Annotated in this window: 16 protein-coding genes and 1 pseudogene; 9 read left to right on the top strand and 8 right to left on the bottom strand. The window is 63.5% G+C overall.

The genetic code is table 11. The features are described 5' to 3' along the window. Positions 1-162 precede the first annotated feature (162 nt). The 6 genes from RCO31_RS26820 (at position 163) to RCO31_RS26795 (ending at position 5,743) form a co-directional block, all read left to right on the top strand. The gene (locus RCO31_RS26820; protein WP_145640684.1) at positions 163-1,149 is read left to right on the top strand and encodes an ABC transporter ATP-binding protein; all 987 of its coding nucleotides are present in this window, start codon (positions 163-165) and stop codon (positions 1,147-1,149) included. A 44-nt stretch (positions 1,150-1,193) separates the two neighbouring features. Continuing rightward, positions 1,194-2,483 carry a PotD/PotF family extracellular solute-binding protein gene (locus tag RCO31_RS26815; protein WP_145640681.1) on the top strand — a complete coding sequence of 430 codons (1,290 nt, stop codon included), beginning with the start codon at positions 1,194-1,196 and terminating at the stop codon, positions 2,481-2,483. Then, a complete protein-coding gene (locus tag RCO31_RS26810) occupies positions 2,483-3,442 on the top strand; it encodes an ABC transporter permease (RefSeq protein ID WP_145640678.1) in 960 nt (319 codons plus the stop codon). The genes RCO31_RS26815 and RCO31_RS26810 overlap by 1 nt, the downstream gene beginning before the upstream one ends. A 3-nt stretch (positions 3,443-3,445) precedes the next feature. Continuing rightward, positions 3,446-4,324 carry an ABC transporter permease gene (locus RCO31_RS26805; protein ID WP_145640676.1) on the top strand — a complete coding sequence of 293 codons (879 nt, stop codon included), beginning with the start codon at positions 3,446-3,448 and terminating at the stop codon, positions 4,322-4,324. 18 nt (positions 4,325-4,342) lie between these two features. Continuing rightward, positions 4,343-5,074, top strand: coding sequence for an aspartate/glutamate racemase family protein (locus RCO31_RS26800; protein ID WP_145640674.1), 732 nt, complete (start codon positions 4,343-4,345; stop codon positions 5,072-5,074). 174 nt (positions 5,075-5,248) lie between these two features. Further along, complete coding sequence (locus RCO31_RS26795) at positions 5,249-5,743, top strand: hypothetical protein (RefSeq protein ID WP_145640672.1); 495 nt, start codon at positions 5,249-5,251, stop codon at positions 5,741-5,743. Positions 5,744-5,929: 186 nt separating this feature from the next. Here the strand turns inward: RCO31_RS26795 and RCO31_RS26790 are convergent. Continuing rightward, a pseudogene (locus RCO31_RS26790) lies at positions 5,930-6,297 on the bottom strand (hypothetical protein). Between the two features lie 103 nt (positions 6,298-6,400). After that, positions 6,401-6,706 (bottom strand): hypothetical protein, encoded by a 306-nt coding sequence (locus tag RCO31_RS26785; RefSeq protein ID WP_145640670.1) that lies wholly within the window; start codon positions 6,704-6,706, stop codon positions 6,401-6,403. Positions 6,707-6,800: 94 nt separating this feature from the next. On the opposite strand from RCO31_RS26785, the gene RCO31_RS26780 reads away from it, so the two are divergent. Continuing rightward, the gene (locus RCO31_RS26780) at positions 6,801-6,965 is read left to right on the top strand and encodes a hypothetical protein (protein WP_167520706.1); all 165 of its coding nucleotides are present in this window, start codon (positions 6,801-6,803) and stop codon (positions 6,963-6,965) included. 31 nt (positions 6,966-6,996) lie between these two features. Here RCO31_RS26780 and RCO31_RS26775 read toward each other — a convergent pair whose 3' ends face one another. The 3 genes from RCO31_RS26775 to RCO31_RS26765 all read right to left on the bottom strand — a co-directional run bounded on the left by RCO31_RS26775 (position 6,997) and on the right by RCO31_RS26765 (position 9,734). Further along, positions 6,997-8,694: a PAS-domain containing protein gene (locus tag RCO31_RS26775; RefSeq protein WP_145640667.1), complete on the bottom strand. Its 1,698-nt coding sequence runs from the start codon at positions 8,692-8,694 to the stop codon at positions 6,997-6,999. Positions 8,695-8,801: 107 nt separating this feature from the next. Then, positions 8,802-9,332, bottom strand: coding sequence for a gamma carbonic anhydrase family protein (locus RCO31_RS26770; RefSeq protein ID WP_145640664.1), 531 nt, complete (start codon positions 9,330-9,332; stop codon positions 8,802-8,804). A gap of 72 nt (positions 9,333-9,404) precedes the next feature. After that, on the bottom strand, positions 9,405-9,734 hold the full coding sequence (locus RCO31_RS26765; RefSeq protein ID WP_145640661.1) for a DUF6949 family protein: 330 nt from the start codon (positions 9,732-9,734) through the stop codon (positions 9,405-9,407). 220 nt (positions 9,735-9,954) lie between these two features. On the opposite strand from RCO31_RS26765, the gene RCO31_RS26760 reads away from it, so the two are divergent. Then, on the top strand, positions 9,955-10,662 hold the full coding sequence (locus RCO31_RS26760) for a hypothetical protein (RefSeq protein ID WP_145640659.1): 708 nt from the start codon (positions 9,955-9,957) through the stop codon (positions 10,660-10,662). Positions 10,663-10,972: 310 nt separating this feature from the next. Here the strand turns inward: RCO31_RS26760 and RCO31_RS26755 are convergent, their stop codons facing one another. Then, on the bottom strand, positions 10,973-11,191 hold the full coding sequence (locus tag RCO31_RS26755; RefSeq protein WP_007602550.1) for a DUF3126 family protein: 219 nt from the start codon (positions 11,189-11,191) through the stop codon (positions 10,973-10,975). A gap of 121 nt (positions 11,192-11,312) precedes the next feature. Further along, positions 11,313-12,137 carry a serine O-acetyltransferase gene (cysE, locus tag RCO31_RS26750; protein WP_145640657.1) on the bottom strand — a complete coding sequence of 275 codons (825 nt, stop codon included), beginning with the start codon at positions 12,135-12,137 and terminating at the stop codon, positions 11,313-11,315. A gap of 275 nt (positions 12,138-12,412) precedes the next feature. Here cysE and RCO31_RS26745 point away from each other — a divergent pair, with 275 nt between their 5' ends. Further along, complete coding sequence (locus tag RCO31_RS26745; protein ID WP_167520705.1) at positions 12,413-13,771, top strand: hypothetical protein; 1,359 nt, start codon at positions 12,413-12,415, stop codon at positions 13,769-13,771. Between the two features lie 824 nt (positions 13,772-14,595). Here the strand turns inward: RCO31_RS26745 and RCO31_RS26740 are convergent. Continuing rightward, the gene (locus RCO31_RS26740) at positions 14,596-14,973 is read right to left on the bottom strand and encodes a PRC-barrel domain-containing protein (protein ID WP_145640653.1); all 378 of its coding nucleotides are present in this window, start codon (positions 14,971-14,973) and stop codon (positions 14,596-14,598) included. Positions 14,974-15,274: the final 301 nt, after the last annotated feature.

Genomic DNA, 15,274 nt, shown 5'->3' with positions numbered 1-15,274 from the left:
TTGTGTGCAGGTGTCCGGACAGCCGACAGGTGCCCCGGATCAATCGGATTCGATCTAACGTTCTGACTCCGCTGCACAGTTTTGGGAATCGGGGCAGACAGGAGCTGTTGGCACGGACCTTGCGGAGAGACCCGGAAGCACCGCCCTCCTCTCGGACACGCCATGGCCATTCCCGCCGCTCTCGAACTGGTCGCCGTCACCAAACGCTACGACGCCACGCTGGCGGTCGACAACGTCAACCTGAAGATCCCGGCCGGCACCTATTGCTGCCTGCTCGGCCCGTCCGGCTGCGGCAAGACCTCGACCCTGCGCATGATCGCGGGCCACGAGGCGGTCAGCGCGGGCGACATCATCCTCGGCGCGCAGAACGTCACTGATCTTCCGCCCGCCGAGCGCGGCACGGCGATGATGTTCCAGTCCTACGCGCTGTTTCCGCATCTATCCGTGATCGACAACGTCGCTTTCGCACTCAAGATGCGCGGCATCGACAAGCCGACCCGGCACAAGCGGGCCGGCGAACTGCTCGAGCTGGTGGCGATGAGCCAATATGCGGGCCGTCTGCCGGCGCAGCTCTCCGGCGGCCAGCAGCAGCGCGTGGCGCTCGCCCGTGCGCTGATCACCGAGCCGCAGATCCTCCTGCTCGACGAGCCGCTCTCGGCGCTCGACCCGTTCCTGCGGGTCAAGATGCGCGGCGAGTTGAAGCGACTGCAGCGCGAGCTCGGCATCAGCTTCATCCAGGTCACCCACGGCCAGGAGGAGGCGATGGCGCTCGCCGACCACATCGTGGTGATGAACCATGGCCGCATCGAACAGCAGGGCACGGCCCGCGACATCTTCCACCATCCCCGCACGGAATTCGTGGCGCGCTTCATCGGCGGGCACAACGTGCTCAGCGACGCCGGCAGGCTCATCGCCGTGCGCGCCGATCAGCTCGGCATCCTGCCGTTCACTGACGGCGCATTCGGCGCGCCGGCGCTGCTGACCCAGACCGAATACCAGGGCTCCTACATCGCCGTCTCGCTCACGCTCGACGACGGCACCGCCCTGTTCTCCCACGTTCCCGAGGCCGCCTTTGACGTCCATCCATTCCGTCCGGGCGATCGCGTGCTGGCCACCTGGGATCCCGCCAAGGCGCAACGCCTGCAATAGCGCCCGTCATGCCAGAGAATGCGCAACACAGAGGAGTGAGCGAAATGACCGAGACGACCAGAAAGACCGGCGTCAGCCGCCGCACGCTATTGAAGGGCACCGCGGGTCTGGCAGGCCTTGCCGCTGGCTCCGGCGCCATCACCGGCTTTCCCTACGTGAAATCGGCCGATGCGAAGGTGCTGCGTTATCTCGGCACCGCCGTGAACGAGGGCGACGACATCGCCAAGCAGTGCCTGAAGGACACCGGCATCAAGATCGAGTACATCACCGCGACCACCGACGACGTCACCAAGCGCGTGATGACTCAGCCGAACTCTTTCGACGTGCTGGATACCGAATATTTCTCGCTGAAGAAGATCGTGCCGTCGGGCAACATCCTTGCGCTCGACGCCAAGAAGATCAAACAGTTCGATAACATCACACCCGTCTTCACCAAGGGCGAGACCCCCGGCGGCAAGAAGATCGGCGGCCAGGGCACCGCGCCCTGGAAGGTGCTCTATCTCGAAGGCAAGGACTCCAAGAAGTTCGCGACGTCGGCGACGGAGTTCGTCACGCTGATCCCGACCGTCTACAACGCCGACACGCTCGGCATCCGCCCCGACCTGATCAAGCGTCCGATCAGCTCGTGGTCTGAGCTGCTCAACCCCGAGTTCAAAGGCAAGGCCTCGATCCTCAACATCCCCTCGATCGGCATCATGGACGCCGCGATGGTCGTGGAAGCCTCCGGCAAGTACAAATATGCCGACAAGGGTAACATGACGAAGGAGGAGATCGATCTCACCATGAAGGTGATGACCGAAGCCAAGAAGGCCGGCCAGTTCCGCGCGTTCTGGAAGGACTTCAACGAGAGCGTCAATCTGATGGCCTCGGGCGAGACCGTGATCCAGTCGATGTGGTCGCCGGCGGTGACGAAGGTGCGCTCGATGGGGATCGCCTGCACCTTCCAGCCGCTCAAGGAAGGCTATCGCTCCTGGGCGTCGGGCTTCTGCGTCTCCAAGGGCGTCTCGGGTGCGAAGCTCGAATGGGCCTATGAGTTCGTCAACTGGTTCCTGTCCGGCTATGCCGGCGCCTATCTCAACCGCCAGGGCTACTACTCCGCCGTGCTCTCGACTGCGAAGGCGCATATGGAGCCCTACGAATGGGCCTATTGGATGGAAGGCAAGCCGGCCGAGAAGGACATCAAGGCACCCGACGGCTCGCTGCTGGAGAAGGCCGGCGCGGTGCGCGACGGCGGCTCCTATGAGGACCGCATGGGCGGCGTCGCCTGCTGGAACGCGGTGATGGACGAGAACGACTACATGGTCCGCAAGTGGAACGAGTTCATCGCGGCGTAGTGGACATGTCGGAAGAAGTCCTGCAACAGGCATCCCCGGGCCTGATCCCGGGGTCGGGCACAGCGCGCGCGGCAAAGCCGACGCGCCTGTCGCCGTCCTTCATCTCCTGGCTCCAGGCCGGGCCGATGATGCTGGTGTTTCTCGCCTTCTTCCTCATTCCGCTGGCCTTCGTCGTCATCGTCTCGTTCTGGGATTACAACGAATACCAGCTGCTGCCGCACTTCTCCGGCCGCGGCTACACCGACACCTTCGAGGGCTGCCTCGCGCAGCTCCCCGAGCTCTGCACCATCGGCAAGACCTATTTGAAGACGCTGAAGCTGTGCTTCCTGGTCTGGGCCATCACGCTCTTCATCGGCTTCTGGGTCGCCTATTTCCTCGCCTTCCACGTCAAGTCCAAGACCTGGCAGATGGGATTGTCGCTGCTCTGCACGATCCCGTTCTGGACTTCCAACGTGATCCGCATGATCGCCTGGATTCCGCTGCTCGGGCGCAATGGCCTCGTGAACTCAGGCCTGATGAAGATGGGCTTGATCAACCATCCCGTGGAATGGCTGCTGTTCTCCGAATTCTCGGTGGTGCTGGCGCTGGTCCATCTCTTCACCTTCTTCATGGTGGTGCCGATCTTCAATTCCATGGTACGCATCGACAAATCGCTGATCGAAGCCGCCTATGACGCCGGTGCGAGCGGCTTCCAGACCCTCGTCAACGTCATCATCCCGCTGTCGAAACCCGGCATCGTGATCGGCTCGATCTTCGTCATCACCATCGTGATGGGCGACTTCATCACCATCGGCGTGATGGGCGGCCAGCAGATCGCGGCCGCCGGCAAGATCATCGAGACGCGGGTCAACGCGCTGCAATTCCCGGCTGCCGCGGCCAACGCCGTGATCCTGCTCGTCATCACCTTCCTGATCATCACCATGATGTCGCGCATCGTCGACATCAAGAAGGAGCTCTAGCGCATGACGGAAGGACGGCCGCGCTCTTTCTACGTGCTCGCGATCTTCTTCGCGGCCTATGTGCTGTTCCTCTACGGCCCGATGATCGCGATCTACGTGCTGTCGTTCCAGGGACCGCAGGGCGGCCTCACCTTCCCGATGAACGGCGTCTCGACCTTCTGGATCGCAAAACTGTTCCAGGGCACCGGCATCGTCGATCTCGGCGCGGCCTTCCGCCGCTCGCTGCTGCTCGGCGTGATCGTGATGATCGTCACCGTCGTGCTGTCGGTCGCCGCAGGCATGGCGTTCCGCAGGAAGTTCAGGGCACAGAGCATCCTGTTCTACTCGGCGATCGCCAGCCTCATCGTGCCCTCGATCATCACCTCGCTCGGCATCTCGCTGGAATTCCGCATCATCGACGATCTGATCAAGGCGCATTGGAACGAGAATTTCGAGACCTCGATGGGCCTGCTCACCTCGGGTCTCGGCGCGCATCTGACCTGGACGCTGCCGTTCGGCCTGCTCATCATGTTCGCGATCTTCAACCGCTTCGATCCCAGGCTCGAGGAAGCCGCGCGCGATCTCGGCGCGACGCCGTGGCAGACGTTCCGTCACGTCGTGCTGCCGATCATCCTGCCGTCCGTGATCGGCATCGGGCTATTCGGCTTCACGCTTTCCTGGGACGAGCTCGCCCGCTCCAGCCAGGCGATCGGGGCGGTGAATACGTTGCCGCTCGATCTTCAGGGTCTCACCACCACCGTGACGAATCCCGATATCTACGCGCTCGGCACCGTGATCTCGGCGGTCTCGTTCACGGTGATCACGCTTGCGCTCGGCACCATCCACGTGCTCAACAAGCGGCAGGCGGCCAAGGGTTCGGACGCCGGCAAGGGGCTCGTCTAAGGGACTGGTCTGATCGAGATGCGGCTGCACGTCGTCAATCCCAACACCACCGCGTCGATGACGGCGAAGATCGCCGCTGCCGCGCGCAGTGTCGCCCTGCCCGACACCGTGATCGACGCGCGCCAGCCGGCGATGGGTCCGGTCTCCATCGAGGGATTTTACGACGAGGCCTTTGCCGTCCCCGGCATGCTCGGCTGCATCCGCGCAGCCGATCGCGACGGCGCTGACGCGCACATCATCGCCTGCTTCGATGACACAGGCCTTGATGCCGCGCGCGCCGCGGCAAAAGCGCCGGTGATCGGCATCGGGGAAGCCGGCTTCCACATGGCGAGCCTGGTCGCCGCACGATTCGCCGTGGTGACGACGCTCGGTGTCTCCATCGTTCCGATCGAGCACAATTTGCGGAAATACGGCCTCGCCGAGCGTTGCGCCCGCGTCCGCGCCGCCGAGGTCCCGGTGCTCGCGCTCGAGGAGCGCAACGCTGGCGCTGTCGGCAAAATCTCGGCGGAGATCACCGCCGCGATCCGCGACGACCGCGCCGAGGCGATCGTGCTCGGCTGCGCCGGCATGGCCGAGCTCGCCGGCGAGCTCGCCGCCGCGCACGGCCTGCCCGTGATCGACGGCGTCGCCGCCGCCGTGACGCTGGCGGAATCAGTGGTGCGGCTGGGGCTGACGACATCCCGGCTCGGCCCTTACGCCGCGCCGCGGCCAAAGACCTATTCCGGGCCGTTTTCGCCGTTTCAGCCCTGATCCCCATCCCTGACGGGCATTCGGAGGCTGATAAAGCCTGCTGGTTGTTGGTTTTTCGCCTTTAGCCTCTTTTTGGTCCCATTCCTTGCGGAAACCTGACGCTTTCGGGACGCCCCGGCCGCCGAAGGGTTGCCGGTCTTCGCCACTCAAGTTTCAATTTGGGTTTTGTCAGCGATGATCGATCTCGCCCAGGACGGACCGTCCACCCCCCTTCTTCGCATCGGCGCCCAGCCGATCGCGCTGACCGCCGCTGCCCTTCTCCTGCTGATCGCAGGCGTGACCTCGATCGCGATCTGGCGCGCCTACACCGGCGCGGCCCCGGAAGCCGACCGGGTGGTGGCCTCGCGACAACTCCAGGCCCGCACGGCCCAGGTATCCGAGCAGCTCGTTGAGAAGACCAAGGGGCTGGAGGCGACCCAGCAGGAATCGATCGACCAGATCCAGGTCGTGCAGGACCAGCTTTTGACCATGAAACGACTGATGGCGGCGCAGCAGGCCGATACCAAGCGCCTGTCCGAGCAGGTCGCGGCATTGAACGAGTCGATCGACGGTTTGCGGCAATCCTTTGCCAGCGCACGGGGCACCGAGGTCGAAACGCCCTCAGTTACCCGCAGGAAACCGGCGCGGCACCGCGTCCATGCCAGCGCGCGCAAGCGCTCACGTGGCTGAGCACGGCTCCCACGCCGCTTTAATTTGCCGACTTGTGAACTGGATCACATTCCCCCATGTGATTCCGCGCGATGCTCGCGGTTACCGGATGGCGTGAGCCGATTTCAATGTCCGGGGCTGGCAAGGTCGTTGACGGTATACTGCGTCAACGGCCTTGTTTTTTGGTCGGTCCGGCCGATCCGTCCGTTACTCGCAGACATCGACGCTGCGGTATCGCCATCCCGCAGGCGTCATCACCCGCTTCCGGGCGACATAGCAACCACCATAGTCGTTATAGCCGGTACCATAATAGGTGGGCCACCGTAATAGGGATAGCCGTAGCCATATCCATAATAGCCGCCGTAGAGGCCGGCGCCGGCAATGCCCGCCCCGATGGCCACGCCAGGCCAGAACCCGCCGCCACGCCAATGGCCGCCATGCCCCCAACCGCCGCCATGCCAACCACCGCCGTGGCCCCAGCCGCCATGTCCGAAGCCCCGTGCCTCAGCCGATTGCGGCACCGATAGTCCAACAGCCGCGACGGCCAGCACCGCGATCATCATCTTCCGTAACATCACTCGATCCTCCGCGTGGATACGCTCCACGCTTCAAAGCAGGATCAAGCTAACGTCACTTGGGTGTTCGTGACAGCCACACTGTCTCACTTCCGCGCGAGCGTCAGCAGCCGCGGCAGATGCTCTTCATCTTCTTGTCGAGCTGCTTGTTCTCGGCGTTGACGGTGGCATCAGCCGCTCCGCTTGCGCCGGTGCCCGTGGTGACTCCGGAGCCCGGGCCGGACGATTGAGCCGTACCGAGGCTGTTGGTCCCGGGCGGCGGCGCCGGCGCGTTGGCGACACCTCCGGTCGATCCCGTCGAGCCGCCGGCACCGCCGGTCGCCTGCGCGAACGATGCGGCCGGCATCGCCGCGAGGACGAGGATCACGACCATGGACTTGATTGCAGCGGTTGCGGACGATCGGGCCATCGGAATTCTCCCTTTGGCGGTCAACCGCTGCGGTGAAGACCGGTTCCGGAACAAATGCCGTCACATCAGCTTGAAAGCGAGGAGGCCAATCACGATGACCGATCGCGATCCGTTTGCAGAGGGCGAGCGCGCCGCGCGCGACAACATTCCGGCCGAGGCCAATCCATATTCGAACGGCAGCGACGAGCATGCGCTCTGGGCCGCCGGCCACGAGAAGGTGGCAGGCGCGATCGAGGCTCGCGAATCCGAGGGAAGCTGACGCTTCCTCTCGGAGTGGCGCCGGGCGGTCGCTACGCGGCCGCCACCATCTTCTCGGTGCGATCCTCGACCATGGTCACGAACATGTGGGACTCTTCGCCCGCGCCGCCGATCTGGACCCGGCGGGCCGAGATCACGCGGCGCCCGCGCGCAGGATTGTCGATGGTGTCGATGATCGGTTCGAGCTGCTGCTTTTGTGCCAGCAGTTGCTTGTCGCGTCGTTCGATCAACTCGGCCGCCTCCGCGGAGAACAGTTCCCGCGCGGTCTTGCCGATGATCTCGCCGCGCGACATGCCGATCATCTTCTCGGCGGCCTTGTTGACGAAGACGTAGCGCAGATTGCGCGCATCCTTGGCGATGATGCCTTCGGCCACGTTCTCGATGATGGTCGCGAGGAAGCGCTCCATCCGCTCCAAGATGCGCTGGCGCTGGCGCTGCTCGGTGACGTCCTCCTGGACCGACACCCAGCCGCCACCGTCCATCGGCCGCTCGTAGATCTTGATGATGCGGTCGTCGTTCAACACGATCTCGTAGGACGTCGGCTCGCGCCTGGCGATGCGGTCGAGAACCGCCGCAACATATTTCGTGACGTCGCCGCTGAACAGCCCGCTCTCGACCCGGTGTTGGAGGATGTCCTCGAGGGTTGCCGATCCCGGCTGGATCGTCTCGGGCAGATCGTAGATCTTCCGGTAGTTGGTGTTCATCGCCACCACGCCGGCCTTGCCGTCCAGCATGATCAGGCCCTGCGGGATGCTGTTGATCGCAGCCGAGAGCTGCCACTTCTTGGCCTGGTATTTATCGTTGAACTTGTCGCGCTCGGTCATCGCGGCGTCGCGCGCCTGCGCGGTGCCGAGCTCCAGCTCCTCGAGCTCGAAGATGCGCGAGACTGCGTCGCGGAAGTTCTGCACCGCGCGTGCAAGATGCCCGATCTCGTCGTGACGGCCGAGATGCGGCACCTCGCTCTTGACGTCGCCTTGCGCGATCCGATCGGTCGCCTGGGTGATTTCGGACAGGGCGCCGACGATCGAGCTGCGCATGACCACGACGTTGAGCGCCGCCAGCATCAAGGCGGCGAGCCCGAGCGCGAACAGATAGGCGGCCGCATAGCGGTTGTCGTTGGCGAGATCGTCCGCCTCGCGGGCACGCTGCTGGTAGATGCGTTCGAGCGCCTCGATATCGCTGTTGAGCTTGCTGCGCACCGACCGGTTGGCGTCGTTGTCGCCCCATTCGCGCGCCGCAGCCGAGCTGATCTCCACTCCGCGTCGCACCAGCTCCTGACGGAAGTCGATGAACTGCTGGATGCGCTGCCGGAAGCTCGAGAACAGTTCGGCCTCCTCTTTGCCGATGTTCTTCTCCATGTTCTTCACGGCTTCGGCAAGCTCTCGGTTGCGCCGCAAGAGGCCATCCGCGAACTGCTTCATCCTGGCGCGATCGGCCGTCATATAGATGCCGCGCGATTCCATGACGATCGCATAGATCAGCGCATTGATGCGCCCGACGTTGATCGCCGCCGCGGCCGAGGAGGCATGCATGTGGCGGTAGGTCGTCTGCAGGCGCACCGACTGGACCGACATCACGAGCAGGAAGGTGGTGACGATCGCCAGGAAGGCGGCGATGCTGTAGACCTTCTCGGCGACCGTCAGCGTGTCGGCGCCGCGCGCGAACCTTACAAACTTCTTCAATAATTTGGTCCCGGCACCGAAGCCGGATCCCAGCGCCGTCGTACGCATGGCGCCGCTCCTCCTGGTTGAAAACGCTCAACAATGAGCGCGATCGCACTAGCGGAGGATTAAGCGAGCGAGCTGTATTTTTACGGTAAGGAGCCCCTGCGGGCCGGTCAGCCGATCCGCTTCAGGCCCTTCTTGAACCGCGGACCGTTGGCCACGTAGAACCTGGCCGCGCTCCCCATCTTCTGGACCTGGGCGTCGTCGAGCGTGCGGATTACGCGCGCCGGCGAGCCGATGATCAGTGAGCGCTCGGGGAACTCCTTGCCCTCGGTGATGACGGAGCCGGCACCGACGATGCTGTTGCGGCCGATTTTGGCGCCGTTCATCACGATCGAGCCCATGCCGACGAGCGCGCCCTCCTCGATGGTGCAGCCGTGCAGGATGACATTGTGGCCGACGGTGCAGTTCCTGCCGATGTGAAGCGGAAAGCCGAGATCGGTGTGGCAGGTCGAGCCGTCCTGGACATTGGCGCCCTCGCCGACCTCGATCCACTCATTGTCGCCGCGCAGCACCGCGCCGAACCAGACGCTCGCGCCCGGCTTCAGGCGCACCCGGCCGATCACGGTGGCGGTCTCCGCGATGAAATAATTGCCGTCGGCGGGAAGGTCGGGCGCCTGCCCGTCGAGCTCGTAGATCGCCATGGGGGTCTCCTGTCAGGATGATCCTGGCATAGCGAAACGGCGGCCTGGACGCAAAGGGCCGAATGGCGGGCGTCAGCCCAGCACGCCGGCCGCGCGCAGCGTCATCAGGAAGAAGGTGCCGCTCATCATGCTCCAGAAGCCGGCGATGACGGTCGCCATCATCACGAACTCGGCGCGGCGGCTTTCCATCCGCAGGCCGCGAAGCGTGTTGCGCATGATGATGAAGGGCGCCGCGAACACCAGGAACGGCACCGCCGCGAAGGTCTTCGGCGCCACGCCGTCCTGCAGCAGGCTGAAGCCGGCGGGACGCTGCGCGAACGCCTGATATCCGTTCACGAGCGCGCCCGCGAGCGCGAAACCGATAAAGATCGAGAAGAAGGTATTGAGAGCTTCAGGTGTCATCGGAAGTCCGCCCTTACGCAACGCCACCGCCTTCCTGTGACAAAGAGTGCGGGTTAACGCTACATTATCCTTAAGGGAAGGTTAACGCCGCCCGCCAGCCTGCGCAGGGCCCTCCCCCTTGCCCCGCAGCCGGGAACGCTCCGCCAAATCGCCGCCGCGTGGCATATTCGCCGCTGATTCGTCGGCTAGCGGCCGACGTCCCGCTCTCTTGCGCTAGTTCATGACGGTGTTTTCGGCAGCCTCCCCTCGCTTTCCCCGGATGCGCACCCGCGCGCACGTCGTCCCGATCGTGCTCGGCGGCATCGCTGCGGTCTCCGCGGTGGGGCTCGTCGCCTATCTCTTGTGGCCGACCTGGGGCACGCGCGGCGCCAACGCCCCGGACAAGCTGCCGGTGAGCGTCGGCGGCACGCTGTTCAACCTGCCGGTGACCGCGATCCGGATGAAGATCCAGCGCCATTCCGGACCGCAGGAGCGGATCGATCTCGACTTCCTCTATCCCTCGCTGGAACCGCCCGGCGCACCCAAGCACGTCACCGCCGACACGGTGGAGGCGGCGGTGCACTCGATCGACCGCATCTTCCTGTCGATCGCGGCCCATCACGATGCGCTCGCGCCCGAGCAGCGCACGACCACGATCTATCCCCGCTATCTCGACCCGGCCGCACCGAAAGCCGAGGACGGCCTGACGATGCGGATGTTCCGCGCGGACACGCCCTATGGCAGCGAAGACCTCTATTCCGCCGCCAGCCCCGCACTGACCGCGCGCTGCACCCGCGATGCGGCGACCCCGGGCATGTGCCTCTCCGAGCGCCGCGTCGGCGGCGCCGACCTCACCTTCCGCTTTCCGCGCAGCTGGCTGTCGCAGTGGCGCGACGTGGCGGAGGCGATGGAGAAGCTGACGGCGCAGCTGCGCGGGCCGAAGGGGTGAGCGGTCGGGACGGCTTGGTGCCTCTCAAAACGAACCGCGAAAACAACCCCATGCACAGTAGACAAGTGCTTGGCAGGACTTGGTATTTCAAAAGCGCTCCACAGCGCTTCTGATTTTTAGAAATCAGGTTGCTGCATCGGGCAAAACAGAGGCATGATGGCAGGATAAAGCAGTCCTCGTCATTGCGAGCCACCGGGGCCGCGCGTTCGCGCGGACCCGGTGGCTCACAATGACGATGTGGAAAGAGCGCGCTTCAATCTTCGCTGCGTGCCGGACGCAGCGCAGCGTCCGCAGCGACGGCGTAAAAAAGCTACTCCTGATCAACGAGATCGTCTTCGAGGATCGCCATCTGGAACTGGAACGAGCGATCGTCGTCCTCGTCGTCGACGAAGAGCACGCCGATGAATTCCTCGCCGATATAGACCTCGGCGGAATCGTCCTTCTTCGGCCGCGGCACGACGCGGATCTTGGGATTGCCGAATACGCGCTTCAGATACGCGTCCAGCTTTCTGACTTCTTTGACGTCCACGGCAAGTCTCCGATCGAAATGGGTCGGCGGGTTTTAGGACGAGACGCGACGAACCGCCAGCATGAATTGCCAAACAATTTGGGGACGAAAAAAGGGCGGAAAATCCGCCCTTTTCGCAAGATCAAAGCCCCATCGCGTTGATCATCTGATCCATGGTGCGCGACGGCTCAGCGCAGCCGGCTTCGCCGACGATCTTGGCGGGCACGCCAGCGACCGTGACGTTGTGCGGCACCGGCTTGACCACGACAGAGCCCGCCGCGATGCGCGCGCAATGGCCGATCTCGATGTTGCCAAGGATCTTCGCGCCGGCGCCGATCAGGACGCCATGGCGGATCTTCGGGTGACGGTCCTCGTTCTCCTTGCCGGTGCCGCCGAGCGTGACGCCGTGCAGGATCGAGACGTCGTCCTCGATCACCGCCGTCTCACCGCAGACGAAGCCGGTGGCGTGGTCGAGGAAGATGCCGCGGCCGATGCGCGCGGCCGGATTGATGTCAGTCTGGAACACCGCCGACGACCGGCTCTGAAGGTAGTAGGCGAAATCCTTGCGACCCTTCAGATAGAGCCAGTGCGCGAGGCGATGGGTCTGGATGGCATGAAAGCCCTTGAAGTAGAGCAAGGGATCGATGAAGCGCGAGGTCGCGGGATCGCGGTCGTAAACGGCAACGAGGTCGGCACGGAAGGCATTGCCGAGATCAGGATCGTCGCGCAGCGCCTCAATATAAGCCTGGCGCACGAGGTCGCCCGACAGCGCGGAGTGATCGAGGCGGTCGGCGACGCGGTGGACCACAGAATCTTCCAGTCGGCCGTGATGCAGCACCGCCGAATAGATGAAGGTCGCAAGCTCCGGCTCGCGGCGGACGATGTCCTCCGCTTCGCTGCGGATCCGGTCCCAGATCGGATCGAGCGAAGCGAGCTTTCCTCCCGGATTGACCTGATGCACTGCCATGGGATCTGCTCTTTCGAATGGGCTGGTTTTGCTGGCTCTATAGCACAGTCTAGGCGACGAAGTCCTGACGGGCTTGCCTGAGAGTGAACAGTGCCTTGCCCGGGAAGGCAAGCCAAAGCATTGATAAACAAGACTTTCTTCTGACGCTCCCGGACGGGAAGGTCGGCTCAAAGTGGTCAGAGTTTTGCCAAATTCAAGCCGGGCGGCGTCAAACTATTGGTGAATTCTCCCCCAACCGTTATTGCGGGCATGATCCGAACGGGGGCAGAGCAGATTTGAGCATCACCACCGACCAATTGCGCACGCGCGCCGCGGCTTCCTTTTGGCTGCGGGTGGCTGCAATGGCCCTGCCCCTCCTGATGATCGTGCCGGCATTTTGGAACGGCTATCCGTTGTTGCAGTGGGATACCGGCGGCTATCTGGCGCGCTGGTACGAAGGCTATCTCGTCCCGAGCCGCTCCACCGTGTTCGGCATCTATCTGCACTATGGCGAGAGCTTCGGCTTCTGGATCAATCTCGCGGTCCAATCGCTGGCGACGCTGTGGCTGTTGCAGCTCACCTTGCGCGTGCTCTCGATGATGCAGACCGTCCGCTTCGTCGCGATCAGTGTGCTCCTGATCCTGTCGACAGCCCTGCCCTGGCTCGCGAGCATGTTGCTCACCGACATCTTTGCGGGACTATCGGTGCTGTCGCTGTTCCTGCTGGTGATCGGCGGACACCGCACCTCGGCACTCGAAAAGATCGCGCTGTTCGTCTTCACCGCCTTTGCGGCCGCGACCCACAGCGCAACGCTCGGCGTGCTGCTCGGCCTGTGCGCGGCCGGCTGGATGGCGCGGCCGCTGCTCGGACCTCGGCTTCCGCTGGCGGGATTGGCGCAGGCGAGCCTGACCATCGTCGCGGGCGGCCTGATGCTGATGTCGGCGAATTATGCGCTGTCGGGCAAATGGACCTGGACGCCCGGCGGCTATGGCGTCGCCTTCGGCCGCATGATGCAGGACGGCATCGTTGCGCGCTACCTCAACGACCGCTGCCCGCGTGAAAGTTACAAGCTCTGCCCCTATCGCAACGAGCTTCCGACGAGCGCCGACGAGTTCCTGTGGGGCAAGAGCGTGTTCAACACGCTCGGCCGCTTCCAGGGCATGAACGAGGAGATGGGCTACATCGTCGTGCATTCGCTGGCGGACTATCCGGCCTGGCAGGCCGGCGCGGCACTACGGGCGATGGGCCAGCAATTGCTGCATGTCGCGACCGGCGAAGGCACCAACGGCTGGATCCCGCACACCCGCGGCATCATTGAGCGCTACATTCCCTCACAGGCCGCCCCGATGCGCGCGGCGCGGCAGCAGCACTGGGGTGTCGATTTCGACTACGTGAACTGGCTGCATGTTCCCGTTGCGCTGGTTTCGATGCTGGGGCTGGTTTTGCTCCTTGCGCATGCGCTGACGAACCGCCGGCTCGACGATCTGACGCTGCTGGCGGCGACGGTGACGCTGGCGCTGCTCGGCAACGCCTTCATCTGCGGCGTGGTCTCGGGCCCGCACGACCGCTACGGCGCGCGGATGGTGTGGGTCGCGACCTTCGTGGTGCTGATCGCGCTGGCGCGGCGGTTTGGTGACAACGTCAAGGCGCGATGAGATTGGGATGAACCTTGTCGGGCTTGGTTTCGTCCGAGCAAGCGATCGCTTTCATCGGAAAGGAACACCCCGAACAGACTTGGCGTTCAACGGCCTATCCGCCGCGGCAAAGAAGGATCACGTGGGACCTAAAGCGCTTAAAAGCCCGACGACTATGGGAACGAGCCCAACGATGATCCATAGGACAGGTGAGCTGGACGACAGGCCGGCAACAATGATCCAGACGCCGAAGAGGACGATGATCGTCGAAATCGCATAAGCAACCGCTCTGTCCATGTGCGAACCGTTTTGTCGCCATTCGACGCCGAGCCGTGCCAAACGTTCCTGCGCAAGCGCTTCCGAGAGATAACAGCGGGATCGCCACGCGAACCGGCGCGCCCCTCGGAGTGATCCGAGGAGCGGCAAGTTCTCCGGCATCCGGAAATGCAGCGGCCCCGGCGAACAAACGCCGGGACCGTTTATTTAGTCGGCAAGCGGAACGACTTTCCCCATTCAGAGTCGAATCCAAGCTCCCGACCCGTCCCCAAGCCAAAAGCCCCCCGTCGGGAGCAAACCTTCCGCAAGGTTGGCGACCTCGGACCCCAAACCGAGGTCGTTTGCGCGGATACCAATAGAAAACGGCCGCCCGAAGGCGGCAGCTAACTTCGTTGAGAGACCTGCTGCAAGGTGGGCCGCCTCAACTGGCCCCTTTGCAGATCAGCACCAAACCTTGCGACAAGAATTGCTAGAGTCAGTCGCTAGGATCAAATCCGACAATATCCAGTGGAGGCCGGCCGATCAGTTCAGCTGGCACTCATCACGGAGGTTTTTAGCGCCGCTCGGCGTTATAGGCCACCTCGCCCTTCCCAATAGGTGGGCGTCCCATAATACCGGTGAGTCTGCGTTTCCCAGTCTCGATCCTGCCAAGAGTCATCGCTGAACTCAGGCGCGTCTCTCAGCTGTTGCTCAGTGATGTTGGTTCGAAAACCGTCAAGCGACGTATCATATTTCAGAGCGCCCCAGGGAATGGGGTAGTGGCTGTGACCCAAGCCAACAAATCCACCGAAGCTCATGACGGCATAAGCTACGCGGCCTGACACCTTGTCGATGATGAGGTGATCAATCTCGCCGATATTCGTTCCGTCTGCTCCATAAACTTCGGTTCCCTGAATGTCCTCGCTTGAGATGCAGTGATGATCCGGATGGGCTGTTGCGCGGGCCATGACTTTGTCTCCTTCACAGGTGGCTTTGTCCGCTTAACTCGGCCGCTCCAAGCGCGTTCCTGCCTTGGGCAAACATGCCGCGGCTCGATCATCACCGTCGCGGACATTTTCTCAAAATGGACGCTAACGGGCACTACAGGCGAAGGAAAAAGATCGAGGTCCGAGGATGTGACTTCTACACTTTTCGCGCGGGCGAGGTGATCCGCAAGGACTCGCCTTGTGTCAGCCTAAGGACGCACATGTCCGAATGTGGCCCGATGCTGCCCAGCTCGTTGCTAGCCGCGCGTCCGCTATCGAGTGT

Origin of the sequence: Bradyrhizobium sp. LHD-71 (genome assembly GCF_031157255.1) — a bacterium.
Taxonomy (GTDB): domain Bacteria; phylum Pseudomonadota; class Alphaproteobacteria; order Rhizobiales; family Xanthobacteraceae; genus P52-10.
This window is presented reverse-complemented; position numbering and strand designations above follow the sequence as displayed.